Annotated in this window: 12 protein-coding genes and 1 pseudogene; 7 read left to right on the forward strand and 6 right to left on the reverse strand. The window is 45.3% G+C overall.

Annotation, left to right across the window (positions count from 1 at the left end; all coding sequences use genetic code 11):
- The first annotated feature begins 555 nt into the window (after positions 1-555).
- The 3 genes from IQ276_RS10060 to IQ276_RS10070 all read left to right on the forward strand — a co-directional run bounded on the left by IQ276_RS10060 (position 556) and on the right by IQ276_RS10070 (position 3,392).
- Positions 556-1,410, forward strand: coding sequence for an IS5 family transposase (locus IQ276_RS10060; RefSeq protein WP_235115308.1), 855 nt, complete (start codon positions 556-558; stop codon positions 1,408-1,410).
- Positions 1,411-1,417: 7 nt separating this feature from the next.
- Entirely contained in the window at positions 1,418-1,780 is a 363-nt protein-coding gene (locus IQ276_RS10065) for a QcrA and Rieske domain-containing protein (RefSeq protein WP_235115564.1), read from the forward strand.
- A gap of 307 nt (positions 1,781-2,087) precedes the next feature.
- Complete coding sequence (locus tag IQ276_RS10070; RefSeq protein ID WP_235116315.1) at positions 2,088-3,392, forward strand: HEAT repeat domain-containing protein; 1,305 nt, start codon at positions 2,088-2,090, stop codon at positions 3,390-3,392.
- Positions 3,393-3,622: 230 nt separating this feature from the next.
- Here the strand turns inward: IQ276_RS10070 and IQ276_RS10075 are convergent.
- Positions 3,623-6,310, reverse strand: a pseudogene (locus IQ276_RS10075) (cadherin-like domain-containing protein); the annotation flags it as partial.
- Between the two features lie 67 nt (positions 6,311-6,377).
- Between IQ276_RS10075 and IQ276_RS10080 the strand changes: the two are divergent.
- Positions 6,378-7,232, forward strand: coding sequence for an IS5 family transposase (locus IQ276_RS10080; RefSeq protein ID WP_235115308.1), 855 nt, complete (start codon positions 6,378-6,380; stop codon positions 7,230-7,232).
- A gap of 3 nt (positions 7,233-7,235) precedes the next feature.
- On the opposite strand, the gene IQ276_RS10085 is transcribed toward IQ276_RS10080, so the two are convergent.
- The 3 genes from IQ276_RS10085 to IQ276_RS10095 form a co-directional block, all read right to left on the reverse strand.
- Entirely contained in the window at positions 7,236-8,969 is a 1,734-nt protein-coding gene (locus IQ276_RS10085) for a cadherin-like domain-containing protein (RefSeq protein WP_235115566.1), read from the reverse strand.
- 299 nt (positions 8,970-9,268) lie between these two features.
- Positions 9,269-9,568, reverse strand: coding sequence for a DUF4915 domain-containing protein (locus IQ276_RS10090; RefSeq protein WP_235115567.1), 300 nt, complete (start codon positions 9,566-9,568; stop codon positions 9,269-9,271).
- The gene (locus IQ276_RS10095; RefSeq protein ID WP_228043474.1) at positions 9,549-9,764 is read right to left on the reverse strand and encodes a DUF4915 domain-containing protein; all 216 of its coding nucleotides are present in this window, start codon (positions 9,762-9,764) and stop codon (positions 9,549-9,551) included. Before IQ276_RS10095 ends, IQ276_RS10090 begins: the two co-directional genes overlap by 20 nt.
- A 613-nt stretch (positions 9,765-10,377) precedes the next feature.
- Between IQ276_RS10095 and IQ276_RS10100 the strand changes: the two genes are divergently transcribed.
- Both IQ276_RS10100 and IQ276_RS10105 read left to right on the forward strand, forming a co-directional pair.
- Positions 10,378-11,325: a LysR family transcriptional regulator gene (locus IQ276_RS10100; protein ID WP_221708336.1), complete on the forward strand. Its 948-nt coding sequence runs from the start codon at positions 10,378-10,380 to the stop codon at positions 11,323-11,325.
- A 160-nt stretch (positions 11,326-11,485) separates the two neighbouring features.
- On the forward strand, positions 11,486-12,532 hold the full coding sequence (locus IQ276_RS10105) for an anthranilate phosphoribosyltransferase family protein (protein ID WP_193923698.1): 1,047 nt from the start codon (positions 11,486-11,488) through the stop codon (positions 12,530-12,532).
- A 27-nt stretch (positions 12,533-12,559) separates the two neighbouring features.
- On the opposite strand, the gene IQ276_RS10110 is transcribed toward IQ276_RS10105, so the two are convergent.
- Both IQ276_RS10110 and IQ276_RS10115 read right to left on the reverse strand, forming a co-directional pair.
- Positions 12,560-13,978: an LCP family protein gene (locus tag IQ276_RS10110; protein WP_235115568.1), complete on the reverse strand. Its 1,419-nt coding sequence runs from the start codon at positions 13,976-13,978 to the stop codon at positions 12,560-12,562.
- Positions 13,979-14,264: 286 nt separating this feature from the next.
- A complete protein-coding gene (locus IQ276_RS10115; RefSeq protein WP_373690622.1) occupies positions 14,265-14,744 on the reverse strand; it encodes a hypothetical protein in 480 nt (159 codons plus the stop codon).
- 148 nt (positions 14,745-14,892) lie between these two features.
- Here IQ276_RS10115 and IQ276_RS10120 point away from each other — a divergent pair, with 148 nt between their 5' ends.
- Positions 14,893-16,071, forward strand: coding sequence for an AI-2E family transporter (locus IQ276_RS10120; protein WP_193925966.1), 1,179 nt, complete (start codon positions 14,893-14,895; stop codon positions 16,069-16,071).
- Positions 16,072-16,110 lie beyond the last annotated feature (39 nt).

Below are 16,110 nucleotides of genomic sequence, written 5' to 3' on the forward strand. Positions count from 1 at the left end.
ATCTTGGGAATTTGTCAAGGAGTTTTGGCTACTGTTCATGTAACAATTTCGATACTCATAAGTTAAGGCGAGATTTTTGTTAAAATCGTATAAATTGTTACGGTTTTTTAGTAAAATTGCAGAAAATGTATTAAAGCTATGCATTTTTTGCATCAAAGTCAGCCATAAGTAGGGCAAAGCTCTGACATCAAAGGTATTTGAGATGACCGAAGCGATTTTCAATTACGATATAGCAATCCTATTTGATAAGCAAAATTCTTGTGAAAGTCTTCCTTGGTAGTTTGTGATTACGGACTAATGACTAATGGCAGCCAAGAGAAAAATATTTGACAAATCATTTAGGACTGCTATAGTTCCAATTCGGAATCTAAAATCTAAAATCTAAAATCCAAAATTGGCAAAAACTTAGATGTTATTTCAGCAGCTATGAAACGTCGTGATTTTATTAATTGGGTAGGTTTGGGTTGGATAGCGAGTTCTCTACCTATAGAACCCATTTGACATCTTGTGAGGTTTTGAATTAAGGTACTCCTCAGCATCTAAAATCCAATACTAATGGCGTATTCCAGCAACCTCACTGATGCAGAATGGGAAATTTTTGAACCCTTATTGCAAGAGATATTACCGACTAAGAAGCAGACTCGACCGACCAACTGGCCAAAGCGAGATATCTTCAATGGAATTCTCTATCAACTAAAAAATGGATGCAATTGGCAAGACTTACCTAAAGACCTCCCCCCTTATTCCACTGTATATTGGCACTACAAACAGTGGCGAGCAGCCGGGGTATTTGAGGAACTGATGAGTGTCTTACATGGACAAGTGCGTGAACAGGTAAAAAAAAAACCGCACTGGACGACATTGATCATCATTGACTCCCAAGCAGTGAAAAATACCTGCAACGCCAGTGTGGAGTCGAAAGGTTTTTGCTTCTACAAAGCCACCAACGGTATTAAAAGGCATTTGGCTATTGACACCCTTGGGTTTCCCTTTTTTACGCTCTGTACTCGCGCCAATGTCTCGGATGATGCCGGATTAATTGAGATGTTTACTCTCAACATCGACTACTTCAAGTCAAAACCTATCGATATTCCCAAGATTACTATCCTGCTAGATCATGGGTATCACCCAGAATATTTGACTCAGGAGTTAGAGCGAATTTACCCAGAGATCATGACCAAAATTCAGTTTCAACTTTCTACGAAACCCTCAAAACAAGAGAAAGCGGCACAAGGAAAATCTGGATTTGTTCCGGCAATAGCTAGATGGGTGATCGAACGCTCCAATGCTTGGATGGAGCGCTGTAAAATTCTGGTTAAGAACTTTGAACGAACCCTGGTTAGTGCCACTGCCAAACTCAATATCTGCTTCATCAGGCTAATGATTAAGAGGCTTGCAGCACCTTCTTAGATGTCAAATGGGTTCTATAGCGATCGCAGCTTGTTCTTCCCAGACAAATTCAGCGTCAACCGATTGGCAAACGGTAGGCACTTCGGCAGAATTAGATAAAACAGGTCAATTGCTGGCGAAAAACTCACCTGCTGGGCCTGTGTTGGTAGTCGGCACCTCCAAATCCCAAAATCTGACGGCTGTCAACCCTACCTGTACTCACTCAGGTTGTACGGTGGGATGGAAAGCTGACACCAAAAAATTCGTCTGTCCCTGTCATGGTTCAGAATTTGGGGTTGACGGTAAAGTGCAAAGAGGCCCAGCAGCAGAAGCGCTAAAAACTTACGCTGCCAAAATTGAGGGCAATTCAGTTGTAGTTAAACCAAGTTAGAAGGGATTGGGGACTGGGGACTGGGGATTGGGGACTGGGGATTGGGCATGGGGCACTTGTACTGAGCGTACCCCTACGGGGAAGCAAGCTACGCGTAGCGTCTCGTAGAGAAGCCGAAGTATGGGGCATTGGGAGTGAGGAGTTTAGAGTTAGGAGTTTAGAGTTAGAAGTTTAGAGTTATTCTCCCTCATCCCCCTCATCCCCCTCATCCCCCTCATCCCCCTCATCCCCAGTCCCCAATCCCCAGTCCCCAATCCCCAGTCCCCAATCCCCAGTCCCCACTCCCCACTCCCCACTCACTTTTACGATCGTGAATAACATCAACCAGCTTTTGGTGCAAGTCCAGACAGCACATAATGCAGGTGATTGGTCATCACTAATTCAATATTTACAACAATTAATTTTAGGGGCAGACTCTGGACATCCAGAGATAGTTAAAAATAGAGAATATCTGCTCTCATTAACACTTTCAATGTTAGACATGGGAGATTTTCAGCAACGCTGGGAAATAACCAAGGTGTTAACTAAATTGGGAAATATTGCCATACCACCACTCATTGAAATATTAAAAGATGAAGACGCAGAGGAAGAATTACGCTGGTATGCAGCACGGACTTTGGGAGAATTTCAGCACCCAGATGCCATCGCATCTTTAGTAGAATTATTGAAAAATGATGATGATGAAGAACTTAAAGCGATCGCAGCTACAGCACTGGGGCAAATGGGTACTGTTGCTATTACTTCACTAACAGAACTTCTCTTAGATGAAGATACACGACTTTTAGCAGTGCGATCGCTTTGCTGTATTCCGCAAACAGAAACCATTGCACCACTGTTGAGTGTAGTCCAAGATCCACAAGCAGAAATCCGCGCTGCTGCAATTGAAGCCCTCAGTAGCTTTCATGATGAACGCATACCACCAGTTTTGTTAAACGCTTTAGATGATGTAGCCCCCACAGTTAGACGTGCAGCAGTGGTTGGTTTAGGTTTTCGCCCCGACTTACGCCAAGCATTCGATTTAGTAACGAGACTGCAACCAAAACTTTACGACATTAATCTTGATGTTTGTTGTGCAGCAGTAGTTACCCTTTCTCGCATGGGTTGTGATGACGCTGCAAAACACTTATTTGATTTGCTGATTTCATCCCAGACACCGATAACCCTGCAATTAGAAACTATCCGCGCTTTAAGTTGGATGGGAACACCATCGAGTTTGGAATATTTACAAACAGCATTTCATCAAAGTACATCAGAAACAGTGTGGCAAGAAATTATCACAGTTTTAGGGCGAGTGCAAAAGCCGGAGTTAACGACACCAGCCACAGAAATTTTACTAGAAGTACTACGATTGCACCGTCGAGCTACAGAAATTGCCACTATCAAAAGTGCGATCGCTTTATCTTTAGGACAGTTGGGCAAAATCGAAGCAATTGAAGCCTTGATTTGGCTACTAGCTGATTCTAATACTTCGGTGAGGCTACATGCGATCGCTGCACTGAAAAATCTGGATCAAGAAGCCACACATCAACAATTGCAGGAGTTAGCAACAAATAACGAGGCACTCACACCAGATTTGCAACAAGGAATAGCGATCGCTCTGGCAGAGTGGTAAATTTTGTTAAAGAGAATATTTCTGAAAGCTTTATTTTTAATCTCAATCCCTCGTTCAAAATATTTAGACTTGCGTTTACATCTCTCAAATTGCGGTTCCCACATGGGTGAGGTACAGAAAAAAATAGATCCTCGTAGGGGCGCACAGCTGTGCGCCCCTACCCATGTACCTGATTCAAATGAGAATCGCTATAGTTGAGTAATACAAACTCAAGTGCAGAATGTGGTCAACTATGCTTGCAACAGAAAATTCGATGCTGTAAGAGTTGGCGCACCAGTCAGAGTTGCAAATAAACCACCACTGCCGAAACCAGCCGCGCTACCATTTTGGTTGTAGAACAACTGCCCACTCACATAATCGTAGACAATTGTCGCCGTGCTAGTCCCCCCTAAATTGGTGATTTGAAAATCATTGGTATTACTAAAACCTGTTCCCACAGCAGAAGTAATTGCACTAAAAGTAGTCTTATCCAGTGCAATTTTGTCACCTTCAGAACTGTTGAAATCAGTAATGGTATCAATACCAAAAACAGTGGTACTAAACTCAGCATCGCTGTTGTAAGCAAAAAAGTCAGCGCCTACACCACCGATGAGAACATCATTACCTTTGCCACCCACAACAGTATCATTGCCTTGTCCACCGATGAGAATATCATCACCTTCACCGCCCCGTAAGAGGTCATCGGCATTATTACCATTAATGATGTCGTTACCCCCTTGACCATTAATTACATCATTGGAGTTGTAAAAACCCGCGACATTATTGTTAAGGTCATTCAAGAAAGTGACGGTATTCTTGTTAAACAGATTAGTTTGAGTCGAGTTGGCATCGAAGACATCAAAACTATCAGTAACGCTGGTTTGTCCATCAAACAGGATATTACCAATAGCTGGTCGTGAACCACGTGCTGGCACATTATCCAAGTTTTCTAATTGGAAGTTTTGCAGAGTAACTTTCGTAGAAGCCGCATCTAAAAAGGTGAGTTCTAAGTTACTACCATTTTGAGTTAATTGCAGATTTCGAGCAGTTAAACCACTACCAATAAATTGCAGCGTATCCAGTTGGTTAATCACCGTTGCTGATGGATTGGAGCCAGTGCGTATTCCAGCAAAATCGGTGATGGTATCATTGCCATCACCAAGGCGGAAAATAAAAGTATCCTTCCCAGTGCCGCCAACAAGAGTATCGTTGCCGCCATTGCCGGAGATGGTATCATTGCCTCCACTGCCAGAGATGCTATCGTTGCCGTCACCGCCAGAGATGTTGTCGTTGCCATTACTGCCAGTGATGTTAGCACCAACTGCGATCGCCACACTAGCAGTACTACTGAGGTTCCCATCGCTGATGGTGTAGTTGAAGTTGGCATTGCCACTCAAGCCATTAAATGGGGTAAAGACAATGAAATCATCCGCCGAGTTGCCCACAGTGCCGTTATTATTGAACACAGCAGTACCGTTGGTTGCACCAGTTACAGCAGTAATGTTGAGGTTATTGCTATCTATATCGGTATCATTAGCTAGCAGAGTACTAGTGAGGATGGTTACAGGAGTATTAAAAGCAGTAGTCAGGCGATCGTTGACGGCGATGGGTGCATCGTTGACAGGCTTGACGTTGAGGTAAAATGTACCGATGGTGCTACCGCCATTAACATCGCTAACAGTGAAGTTGAAGCTGTCAGTGCTGTTGAAGTTGGCATTGGGGGTGTAGATGAAGAAGTCATCGCTGGGGTTGTCTGGAGTACTGTTGTCGTTGAGGGTCAGTGTGCCGTTAGTGGGGTTAGTAAAGTCACTGATGGTTAAGGTATCTCCATCTATGTCTGTATATCTACGTAGAATATTGCTAGCAAGAATGTTAACGGCGGTATCTTGGTTGGTGGTAGCCACAGTCTGAAAGCCAAAGACCACGTAGCTCTCCCCTGCCCCAGACTGAGCGTTGGGGGAAGCACTTGTTGCCCCAATAATCAGGTCATCAAAGCCGTCGCTATTGATGTCCCCCGCACTGCTGACCGAGTAGCCTGAGCGGTCATCCGCATCAATGCCGTTAATCACAAAGCCGTTGCTGCCGTTAAGGGACGAGAGGTTGAGTTGGGCACTAAAGCCACTACTGCTGCCAAACACCACGTAGCTCTCCCCTGCACTATCCTGACCGTTGGGGTCGGCATATCTTGCCCCGATAATCAGGTCATCGAAGCCGTCGCCGTTAATGTCCCCCGCATTGCTGACCGAATTGCCTGATGAGTCATCCGCATCAATGCCGTTAATCACAAAGCCGTTGCTACCATTGAGCGATGAGAGGTTGAGTTGGGCATCAAAGCCACTACTGCTGCCAAACACCACATAGCTTGACCCTGCCCTATCCTGACCGTTGGGGTCGGCACTTGGTGCCCCGATAATCAGGTCATCGAAGCCGTCGCCGTTGATATCCCCCGCACTGCTGACAGAACGTCCTGAGAAGCCACCTCCACCAAAACCATAAATGCTGTTAATGCCGTTAATCACAAAGCCGTTGCTGCCATTGAGCGACGAGAGGTTGAGTTGGGCATCAAAGCCACTATTGCTACCAAAGACCACGTAGCTCTTCCCTACACCGTCTTCTCCGTTGACGAAGGCACCATCTGCCCCGATAATCAAGTCATCAAAGCCGTCGCCGTTGATGTCCCCCGCACTGCTGACAGAACGTCCGAAAAAACTATAACTACTACTGCCGTTAATCACAAAGCCGTTGCTGCCATTCAGGGATGAGAGGTTGAGGCTGGCATCAAAGCCACTATTGCTGCCAAACACCACGTAGCTTGACCCTACATAACTACCGCCAGTACTATATGCCCCGATAATCAGGTCATCGAAGCCGTCGCCGTTGATGTCCCCCGCATTGCTAACCGAGTAGCCTGATCTGCCTGGTCTGTTGTCACCACTTATAGAACCCATTTGACATCTTGTGAGGTTTTGAATTAAGGTACTCCTCAGCATCTAAAATCCAATACTAATGGCGTATTCCAGCAACCTCACTGATGCAGAATGGGAAATTTTTGAACCCTTATTGCAAGAGATATTACCGACTAAGAAGCAGACTCGACCGACCAACTGGCCAAAGCGAGATATCTTCAATGGAATTCTCTATCAACTAAAAAATGGATGCAATTGGCAAGACTTACCTAAAGACCTCCCCCCTTATTCCACTGTATATTGGCACTACAAACAGTGGCGAGCAGCCGGGGTATTTGAGGAACTGATGAGTGTCTTACATGGACAAGTGCGTGAACAGGTAAAAAAAAAACCGCACTGGACGACATTGATCATCATTGACTCCCAAGCAGTGAAAAATACCTGCAACGCCAGTGTGGAGTCGAAAGGTTTTTGCTTCTACAAAGCCACCAACGGTATTAAAAGGCATTTGGCTATTGACACCCTTGGGTTTCCCTTTTTTACGCTCTGTACTCGCGCCAATGTCTCGGATGATGCCGGATTAATTGAGATGTTTACTCTCAACATCGACTACTTCAAGTCAAAACCTATCGATATTCCCAAGATTACTATCCTGCTAGATCATGGGTATCACCCAGAATATTTGACTCAGGAGTTAGAGCGAATTTACCCAGAGATCATGACCAAAATTCAGTTTCAACTTTCTACGAAACCCTCAAAACAAGAGAAAGCGGCACAAGGAAAATCTGGATTTGTTCCGGCAATAGCTAGATGGGTGATCGAACGCTCCAATGCTTGGATGGAGCGCTGTAAAATTCTGGTTAAGAACTTTGAACGAACCCTGGTTAGTGCCACTGCCAAACTCAATATCTGCTTCATCAGGCTAATGATTAAGAGGCTTGCAGCACCTTCTTAGATGTCAAATGGGTTCTATATCAATAACGCCATTAATTACAAAGCCGTTGCTGCCGTTAAGGGAAGAAAGGTTGAATTGGGCATCAAAGCCACTATTGCTGCCAAACACCACATAGCTTGACCCTTCCTCAGACTGACCGACACCAGTTGCCCCGATAATCAGGTCATCGAAGCCGTCGCCGTTAATGTCCCCGGCACTGCTGACAGAAACGCCTGAGCCGTCACCCTCATCAATGCCGTTAATCACAAAGCCGTTGCTGCCATTGAGGGACAAGAGGTTGAGTTGGGCATCAAAGCCACTATTGCTGCCAAACACCACGTAGCTTGACCCTGCATTAAACTGACCGTTGGGGTCGGCACGTCTTGCCCCGATAATCAGGTCATCGAAGCCGTCGCCGTTGATGTCCCCCGCACTGCTGACAGAACCGCCTGAGGAGTCACCCGCATCAACGCCGTTAATCACAAAGCCGTTGCTGCCGTTAAGGGAAGAAAGGTTAAAAACTGAAATAACCTGAGGTGCATCATTGACTCCGTTAATGGTCAAGTTGACGCTAGCTGTATCAGTCAAGCTGCCATTGTTGGTGGTGTATGTAAAGCTGTCAGTGGCGCTTTCACCAACATCCAAACTTTCAAATGAAGCATTGGGGTCATAGGTCAAACTGCCATCAGCATTCAGGGTAACTAAAGCACCAGAACTCAGGGTAATGGCAGTGCCAACAGCAATTGTATTACCATCGACAGCCGACACCGTTAGAGAGTTGCGATCATTAGCTAAAACCTCTATGTTAACAGCAGTATCTTCGTCGGTGGTAGCGCTGTCATTAACCGCAACAGGAGGTTTATTAGCAGGTGTGGAAGATGCAAAACCAAAGACCACGTAGCTTGACCCGGCAGCAAGCTGACCGTTGGGGTCGGCACTCTCTGCCCCGATAATCAGGTCATCAAAGCCATCGCCGTTAATGTCCCCCGCACTGCTGACAGATCTGCCTAATCTGTCACCCGCATTAATGCCGTTAATCACAAAGCCATTGCTGCCATTGAGGTCAGAGAGGTTGAGTTGGGCATCAAAGCCACTATTGCTGCCAAACACCACGTAGCTTGACCCGGCATAATTCTCACCGTTGGGGTCGGCACTCTCTGCCCCGATAATCAGGTCATCGAAGCCGTCGCCGTTGATATCCCCGGCACTGCTGACAGAAACGCCTAATCTGTCATCCGCATCAATGCCGTTAATCACAAAGCCGTTGCTGCCATTGAGGTCAGAGAGGTTGAGTTGGGCATCAAAGCCACTATTGCTGCCAAAGACCACGTAGCTTGACCCGGCTGTAAGCAGACCGTTGGGGGAGGCAACTGGTGCGCCAAGAGCAGTTGATGCCCCAATAATCAGGTCATCGAAGCCGTCGCCGTTGATATCCCCCGCACTGCTGACAGATCTGCCTGAGAAGTCACCCGCATTAATGCCGTTAATCACAAAGCCATTGCTGCCATTGAGGTCAGAGAGGTTGAGTTGGGCATCAAAGCCACTATTGCTGCCAAAGACCACGTAGCTCTCCCCGGCATAATTCTCACCGTTGGGGTCGGCAGTTGCTGCCCCAATAATCAGGTCATCGAAGCCGTCGCCGTTGATATCCCCTGCACTGCTGACAGAACCCCCTGAGAAGTCAAATCTATCAATGCCGTTAATCACAAAGCCGTTGCTGCCGTTAAGGTCAGATAAATTTAAAACTGCATTAGCCATTGTTGTTGATTATCCTTATGATTTTGCTTGTCTTGTTTATCTGCCTGAAAAGGTGAAATTTCACCTTTTTACTCATCCCATCGTCACCGGAAGAGGCAGGGGGAAAAGGAGCAGGGAGCGGGGGGAGCAAGCCCTTTCCCCCTGCGTGGAATGAAGGGGGGAACATGGGTACAAGCCCCGTCCTAAAAGGACGCTTATACGGGGCGGAGTCCAGAGAGCTTCTCCGTCCCGGTCTTCCCCTCCGCTCCCTGCCCCCTGCCCCTTTTCCTCTTGCTGACCATCCGCCGAATCTCATCACTTTAAAAGCCGATCGCCATTGGACGACGCACCCCCCCTAGTGCCACTACGTCGTATAATTCCATTACCACCCCCTCCATTCGCAGAGAATGCACAATATCCCCACTCCTCAAATCAATCACCAGTAGCCCACAGCGAGGTTCGGCGTTTTTTTGTTGCAATTTCTCATCTAGGGGTAACCCGCTAAAGGTCTTGTTGTGCCTGGGTTGGGAAACTCCCACGATCGCAAAGTCGCCATGAAATGCACAACCGCACATGTATCCGGCACAAAAAGCCACGGGTTCAAAGCTGCCTCGTTTCAAAGGTACGCTCGAATACAGATAGGTTACCGCTCGGCTGCAAGCCGATGAAAAATAATTTACCTGCTTGATAGGTGGTGAAAGCTAGACTGAAATTCTGCTCCAACAGCCAGGGCGTGAACTGCCGTGAGGCATTCATTCCCAAGCTATTAGTTGCAGCCACAGGATTTTGATTCATTTTTTCTACAGGAAGGAGCATAAAACGTGATTTCTTGCCGATGCTGGCTCCTTCTCGTTCCCTCTTGAATTATCTATCTCTTAAGTAAAATCACGTAACCTACTTTACCAAATCTTGAGGATGTGACTTTTTGTCAAATCTAATACATCACAAAATTAGCATCAGCTGAACTTTAACCTTCCCACAGATATATTTTGTTCGCTTATTTAAAGATTCGATATCTGCTGAAATTGCCTGTATTTGTTGACGAAAACGCATTTTTATTTTGCCGCTAAAAATCAATATGTGATATGAATTTTGGCGACGATACATAAGTAAATTTTATCAACATCAACTAAAAATCAGGTTTACAGATTCTTAATATAATGCTATTGATCCTGATAAATCCGCTCTATGTGATGAATTAAAAATCTTATCTAAAAATTTATATATTTCACCAGAAAATAGTCAATTATTTTTTGACGATATTTGCCGAAAAATTCCCTGCAAAGCGGATAATTGACGATAAAACCAGAAAATTCTGATTTAGGCAAATGTAAATTAGAGAAAAAGACCTGTAACAAACTCTACTAAATTGTAATGAAAAATCCGTTAACTTAATGAAACCGATAAATGTAATGCAGGCTACATAAAAATGCGCCTAGAGCAGTTGCAAGCCTTTCTAGCGATCGCCCAAACCGGCAGCTTTCAACAAGCAGCGCGAACATGTGGTGTCACGCAATCGACGATTAGTCGCCAAATCCAAGCATTAGAAGCAGATTTGGGGATAGAACTGTTTCACAGAACCAGCCATGCCAAGCTGACTCTGGCAGGTGAACGTTTGATACCTCGTGTCCGCAAAATTTGCCAAGAATGGCAGACTGCTACAGAAGAATTAGCCGATTTAATCGCCGGAAAGCAGCCAGAACTTTGCATTGCCGCCATTCACTCTCTCTGCGGATCTTACTTACCACCAGTGTTACAAAAATTTTGTCGTGATTATCCAGATGTGCAATTGCGGGTGACTTCATTGGGAAGCGATCGCGCCCTGAAAGTCCTCAAGGATGGATTAGTAGATTTAGCAATTGTCATGAATAATCGGTTTCTAACCACTGGTAGAGAAATGGTAGTAGAAACACTTTATGATGAACCTATAGAAGTTTTAACCGCAGCCAATCATCCCCTAGCCCAATATGAATTTGTCCCTTGGTCAGAGTTAATTCGTTATCCCCAAGTGGTTTTTAAAGATGGTTATGGGATGCAGCGTTTAGTACAAGATAGATTTGAGCGAATGGAGGCTAAACTCCAGGCAGCTTTAGAGGTAAATACCCTAGATGCCTTCCGGGGAGTAGTGCGCCAAGGCGAACTCATAGCTTTACTACCTCAATCAGCATTAGTAGAAGCACGCCAAGACCCTACCCTAGCTATTCGTTCCCTAGCCGGCAATAGTACTGGTGGTGTACCAGATAGTTCTAGTTTGACTCGCCGGGTAGTAATGGTCACAACTCAAGACCGGCTGCAAATTCCTCCCATCAAGCACTTTTGGCAACTTGTGCGGGAAAATATCCCACTGCAAATTGACCAGCAGCGATCGGCTTCTTAAATGTCATTGGGCATTGGGCATTGGGCATGGGGCATTGGGGATTGGGTATTGGACATGGGGCATTGGGCATTGGGCATGGGGCATTGGACATGGGGCATTGGTTATTGTTAACTAACAAAGGACTAATGACTAATGACTAATGACAAAGGACAAATGACAAATGACCAATTTTAGGGAATTCGTGCAAAAAGTAGGCGGTGGTAAGCACACAGGGGAAAATTTAACTCGTGCCCAAGCAGCCACCGCTACTAAAATGATGTTGCTGGGTGAAGCTACACCAGCCCAAATTGGAGCGTTTTTGATTGCTCATCGAATCAAGCGTCCCACGGGGGAAGAGTTAGCGGGAATGTTGGATGCCTATGATGAACTCGGCCCAAAACTGCAACCAATCTTCTCTTTCTCTGAACGACCACCGATCGTTTTGGGCATCCCTTACGATGGCAGAACGCGCACTGCACCAATTAGTCCGGTGACAGCTTTACTACTCGCCGCAGCTGGACAACCAGTGATAATGCACGGTGGCGATCGCCTTCCAACTAAGTACGGATTACCCCTGATAGATATTTGGCAGGGTTTAGGAGTCGATTGGACTACCCTACCCCTAGCAAAAACCCAGCAAGTATTTGCACAAACGGGAATTGGCTTTATTTATCTACCTCAGCATTTCCCCTTAACTACAAGTATTTGGGAGTACCGTGACCAACTTGGCAAACGTCCGCCCTTGGCAACAATGGAGCTAATTTGGTGTCCTTATGCTGGAAATGCTCACGTAATTGCTGGGTTTGTCCATCCACCCACTGAAGGGATGTTTCAAATAGCTTTAGGGTTGCGGGGGGTAACAAAATTTACATTAGTGAAGGGATTGGAAGGTAGTTGTGACTTACCGCGCGATCGCACTGCAATCATCGGCTTATCTTCATCGGTAGCATCCCCAGAGATAGAACGATTGCACCTCGTACCGCGTGATTACCGCTTCACCACCAAGAATGTACCCCTTGGAACTACTGAAGAACTGGTGGCGGATATTGGGGAAGTTTTGGCAGGTAAACCAGGGGAATTAATGCAAACCGCCTTGTGGAATGGCGGATTTTACCTATGGCAAAGCGGTATTTGTCCAAATATGCCAGAGGGTTTAGCTAAGGCAGAAGAATTATTAACCAATGGTGTGGTGGCAGCTAAACTCCAAGAACTACAAGCCTTGCAGTAAATTCAGTGTCAGCTGCGGCCATACCCTTTAGGGTGTGAGCGACTTCTCCAAAATAGATTTTTGTTCCAACCAATCTTGGCCCACTTGGATACTGATATCCGAGCCGAGATTGCCAGTACTTTCCACACGCACTTCTCCAAATCCCAAAGTGTTGCGAATTGATTCGGCACTGTCACCATCACCTTGTTGGGCGACGATGTGAGTTACGTCTAGAGGTTCACCCCATGCCTTGGCTATATAAACATTGCGATATCCGGATTTTTCCAAGGCTCGAATTAATGGTTGGAGGTTAGAGCGATCGCCACCTGTACTATCTTGAATTGCCACACGTAAAGAACGTGGTTCAGCCATCTGCTGTTCCTGTTCTGATTCCAGACCAAAGTGCTGAACCATGAGTTTGGCAATACCATTTTTGCTGGGTAACCAATAGCTAGCATCAAACTCATTCTTCTCGCTAAAGCGACCTGGTAGCATGAGCATTTGCATATTGGAGCGATTTGTCCGCACTCCAAAACCCAATAATGCCACTAACTCCTCAACCGTCAAGTTAGTGTCAATGTGTTCTTTAACGACATCAAGAACTTTAGGCAATTGAGCTACAGTAGCTGGGTTGAGAGTCTGATCCATCAAAGCACGCATCACCATTTGCTGGCGTTGAATTCGACCAATATCTCCGAGTTCGTCATGTCGAAAACGTAGCAATTGTAGTACCTGATCGCCGTTGAGATGCTGCTTACCCGCCTTCAAATTGATGTACAAGTGCTGAGAATCATCTTGATACTTCATATCTTTGGGGACGTAGACTGTTACGCCACCCAAGGCATCAATTAGCTTGCCAACTCCCAAAACATTAATTCGGACATAGCGATCGATTCCTACCCCACCCAAGAGATTACTGATGGTTTTAGCAGTCAAAGCTGGCCCGCCATCAACATTGGCAGCATTAATTTTTTTGACTCCATACCCTTCTATTTCTGTGCGGGTATCTCTGGGAATGGAGAGCATAATTATTTTTTTCGTCTCTGGATCGAATTTGACCAAGAGCATCACATCAGAAAGACCATCAAAGGAGTTGACTTGGGGCAGGTATTTGAGATCTTTAGTTTCTTCGGGAGGGTTTTGGATATCTGGCGGTAGTACGCTCATGCCCATAACCAACAGATTAACCGGGCGAGTTAATTCTGAAAATCGCAGCACACCTCCAGAAATGCGATCGCCATCAAACACCGCTTCATCCTGTGGACTTAGCTGGGCTTGCTGCAAAGGCGTACTAGTCAAAGACACCGCCAACAACGCCCCCGCTGTTGCTGACACCATCGCAATCCCACTCATACCCACCCAAAACCACAGCCAACGTCCGGATTTCGAGTTGTGGGGAATTTTTTTAATGGACTTTGAGGCTTTTCCCGATTGGTTTTCTTCCGCCGAACTTCTTTGAATGGTCACAGACTTCCTCACACTTACTCACTAATCAAATTCGGTAAATTTGCAGACTAAAAATATGCAGACAAATCAACCCATAATATCTAACTCTTAATTATTAGTGCTAACTTTTTTAATGTAGTGTCAACCACAACACTTATAGCAGCATTTTTCCTTCTTTTGGGTAAATCTGGAGATGTTTTACTGAAGTATGGCAATAATAAACTGGATTTGACTAGATAATATGAAGAAATCAATTGTAATTTTTGACAATCTAAGTAAAAATACTGCTAATTTTCACCCCAAAAAATTAAGATAAGTACTTGCCGATCACCCGTTCTGCGAAAGTAGTAAACCCTGGTAAACGCCCAGATTTCCGCTGTATCAAACGGAAAATCAACCAAACACTCACTAAAAAATAACCTGATGTGAGAAAGCTATTCAGGATAAATAGACGTAGTGTAAAAAAATCTGAAGTTGCTGCTCCGGTAGCCAATAATAGATATCCTAACAGCCAAGTAAGTGCCAAAGTAATAGACAGACGACTAATAGCGAGTTGTTCCCGACTACCCTGACGGCGATAGAGAGTCCACAGAGATGGGAAAAAACCGATAATCGGAATTAAATATAAAAGTAACTGTGTTTTGGGGATTGGGGATTGGGGATTGGGGATTGGGGATTGGGGATTGGGAACAGGGGGAAAGAATTCTTGTAAGTTGTCTTTCTGTCTCCTTGTCGCCTTGTCTCCCTCATCTCCCCCAGTCCCCAGTCCCCAGTCCTCAGTCCCCATTCCCCACTCCCCAGTCTCTTTTGGTTGATAATTTTCCATTGGGCTTAGTCTAACTCCTAAACTAGAAGGATGAATAAGACTCGTATAGTCAGAGATAATAAACTGTAAAGAAAGATTCTATTCAGTTCTATCCCGCAATCAGCTGAAAATGCAGACACGCAAGCTACTCGACTGGTGGCAAACATTTACACCAATAGCGCGAATCGGGGCGATCGCGTTATTCGTTCCGCTGCTAGTTCTCAATGGTTGGGCAATTTCGGTATTTTTTAATTATTTCCATTCTCTCATAGTCATTCTAGTCGGAGCCTCGGTGCTAGCATTTCTGCTCAACTACCCCGTAAGTTGGATGGAGCATCAGGGTGCGAGGCGAGAGCAAGTTGCTATTTTAGTATTTCTCTTGGCTTTATCGATTTTATTGGCGTTGGGTGTGACACTTTTTCCTCTAGCCCTTACCCAAGCCCAGCAACTAGTGGCTCGCTTGCCAGAGTTAATTGACTCTGGACGCTCTCAGTTAATGATTCTAAACGAAAAAGCTGAGACTTTCGGCTTACCCATCAACCTGGATGCTCTGGTAGTGCAAATCAACGATCGCGTCAAGGGACAATTGCAAGCGATCGCTGGACAAGTTTTAAATCTGGCTGTAGTTACATTCACTAGTCTGCTAGATTTTCTCTTGACGATGGTTTTGACTTTCTATCTTTTACAGCATGGGGGTGAACTTTGGCAAAGTCTAGTAGAATGGCTACCCGCTAAATTTCGAGATCCTTTCTCTAAAACTGTGCGCTTGAGTTTCCAAAATTTCTTTATCACCCAGCTAATTTTATCTACCTGTATGGCCTCAGCCCTGATTCCGAGTTTTTTGTGGCTGAAAGTACCATTTGGCCTTTTATTTGGCCTAACTATTGGCATCATGGCTCTCGTGCCCTTTGGTGGTTCTGTAGGCATCGCCCTGACTACATTATTAGTAGCGCTGCAAGATTTTTCAATGGGTGTGAAAGTTTTGATAGCAGCGGTAATTGTACAACAAATTCTCGAAAATTTAATTGCTCCCCGAATTTTAGGTAGCTTTACTGGCTTAAACCCAGTTTGGATATTAATTTCAGTTTTAACAGGAGCAAGAATTGGCGGACTTTTGGGTGTAATTGTGGCAGTACCCACAGCTGTTGTGATTAAGACCGCTTTAAGTGCAGTGCGTCTTGGTGGGTTCACTAGTGAAACAGGGGAAGAAGACACCACAGGAGAAATAACTGCGCCGATTGCAACAAACGAACCTCCGAAAGCTGATGCCAAAAACACTCTCAGCATTTCGGAAGCGACATCACCTTAATACTCAAGCAACCTAAAATTGCTGGGTGAGGGTGGGGAG

It is taken from the genome of Desmonostoc muscorum LEGE 12446 (assembly GCF_015207005.2).
Classification (GTDB): Bacteria; Cyanobacteriota; Cyanobacteriia; order Cyanobacteriales; family Nostocaceae; genus Nostoc; species Nostoc muscorum.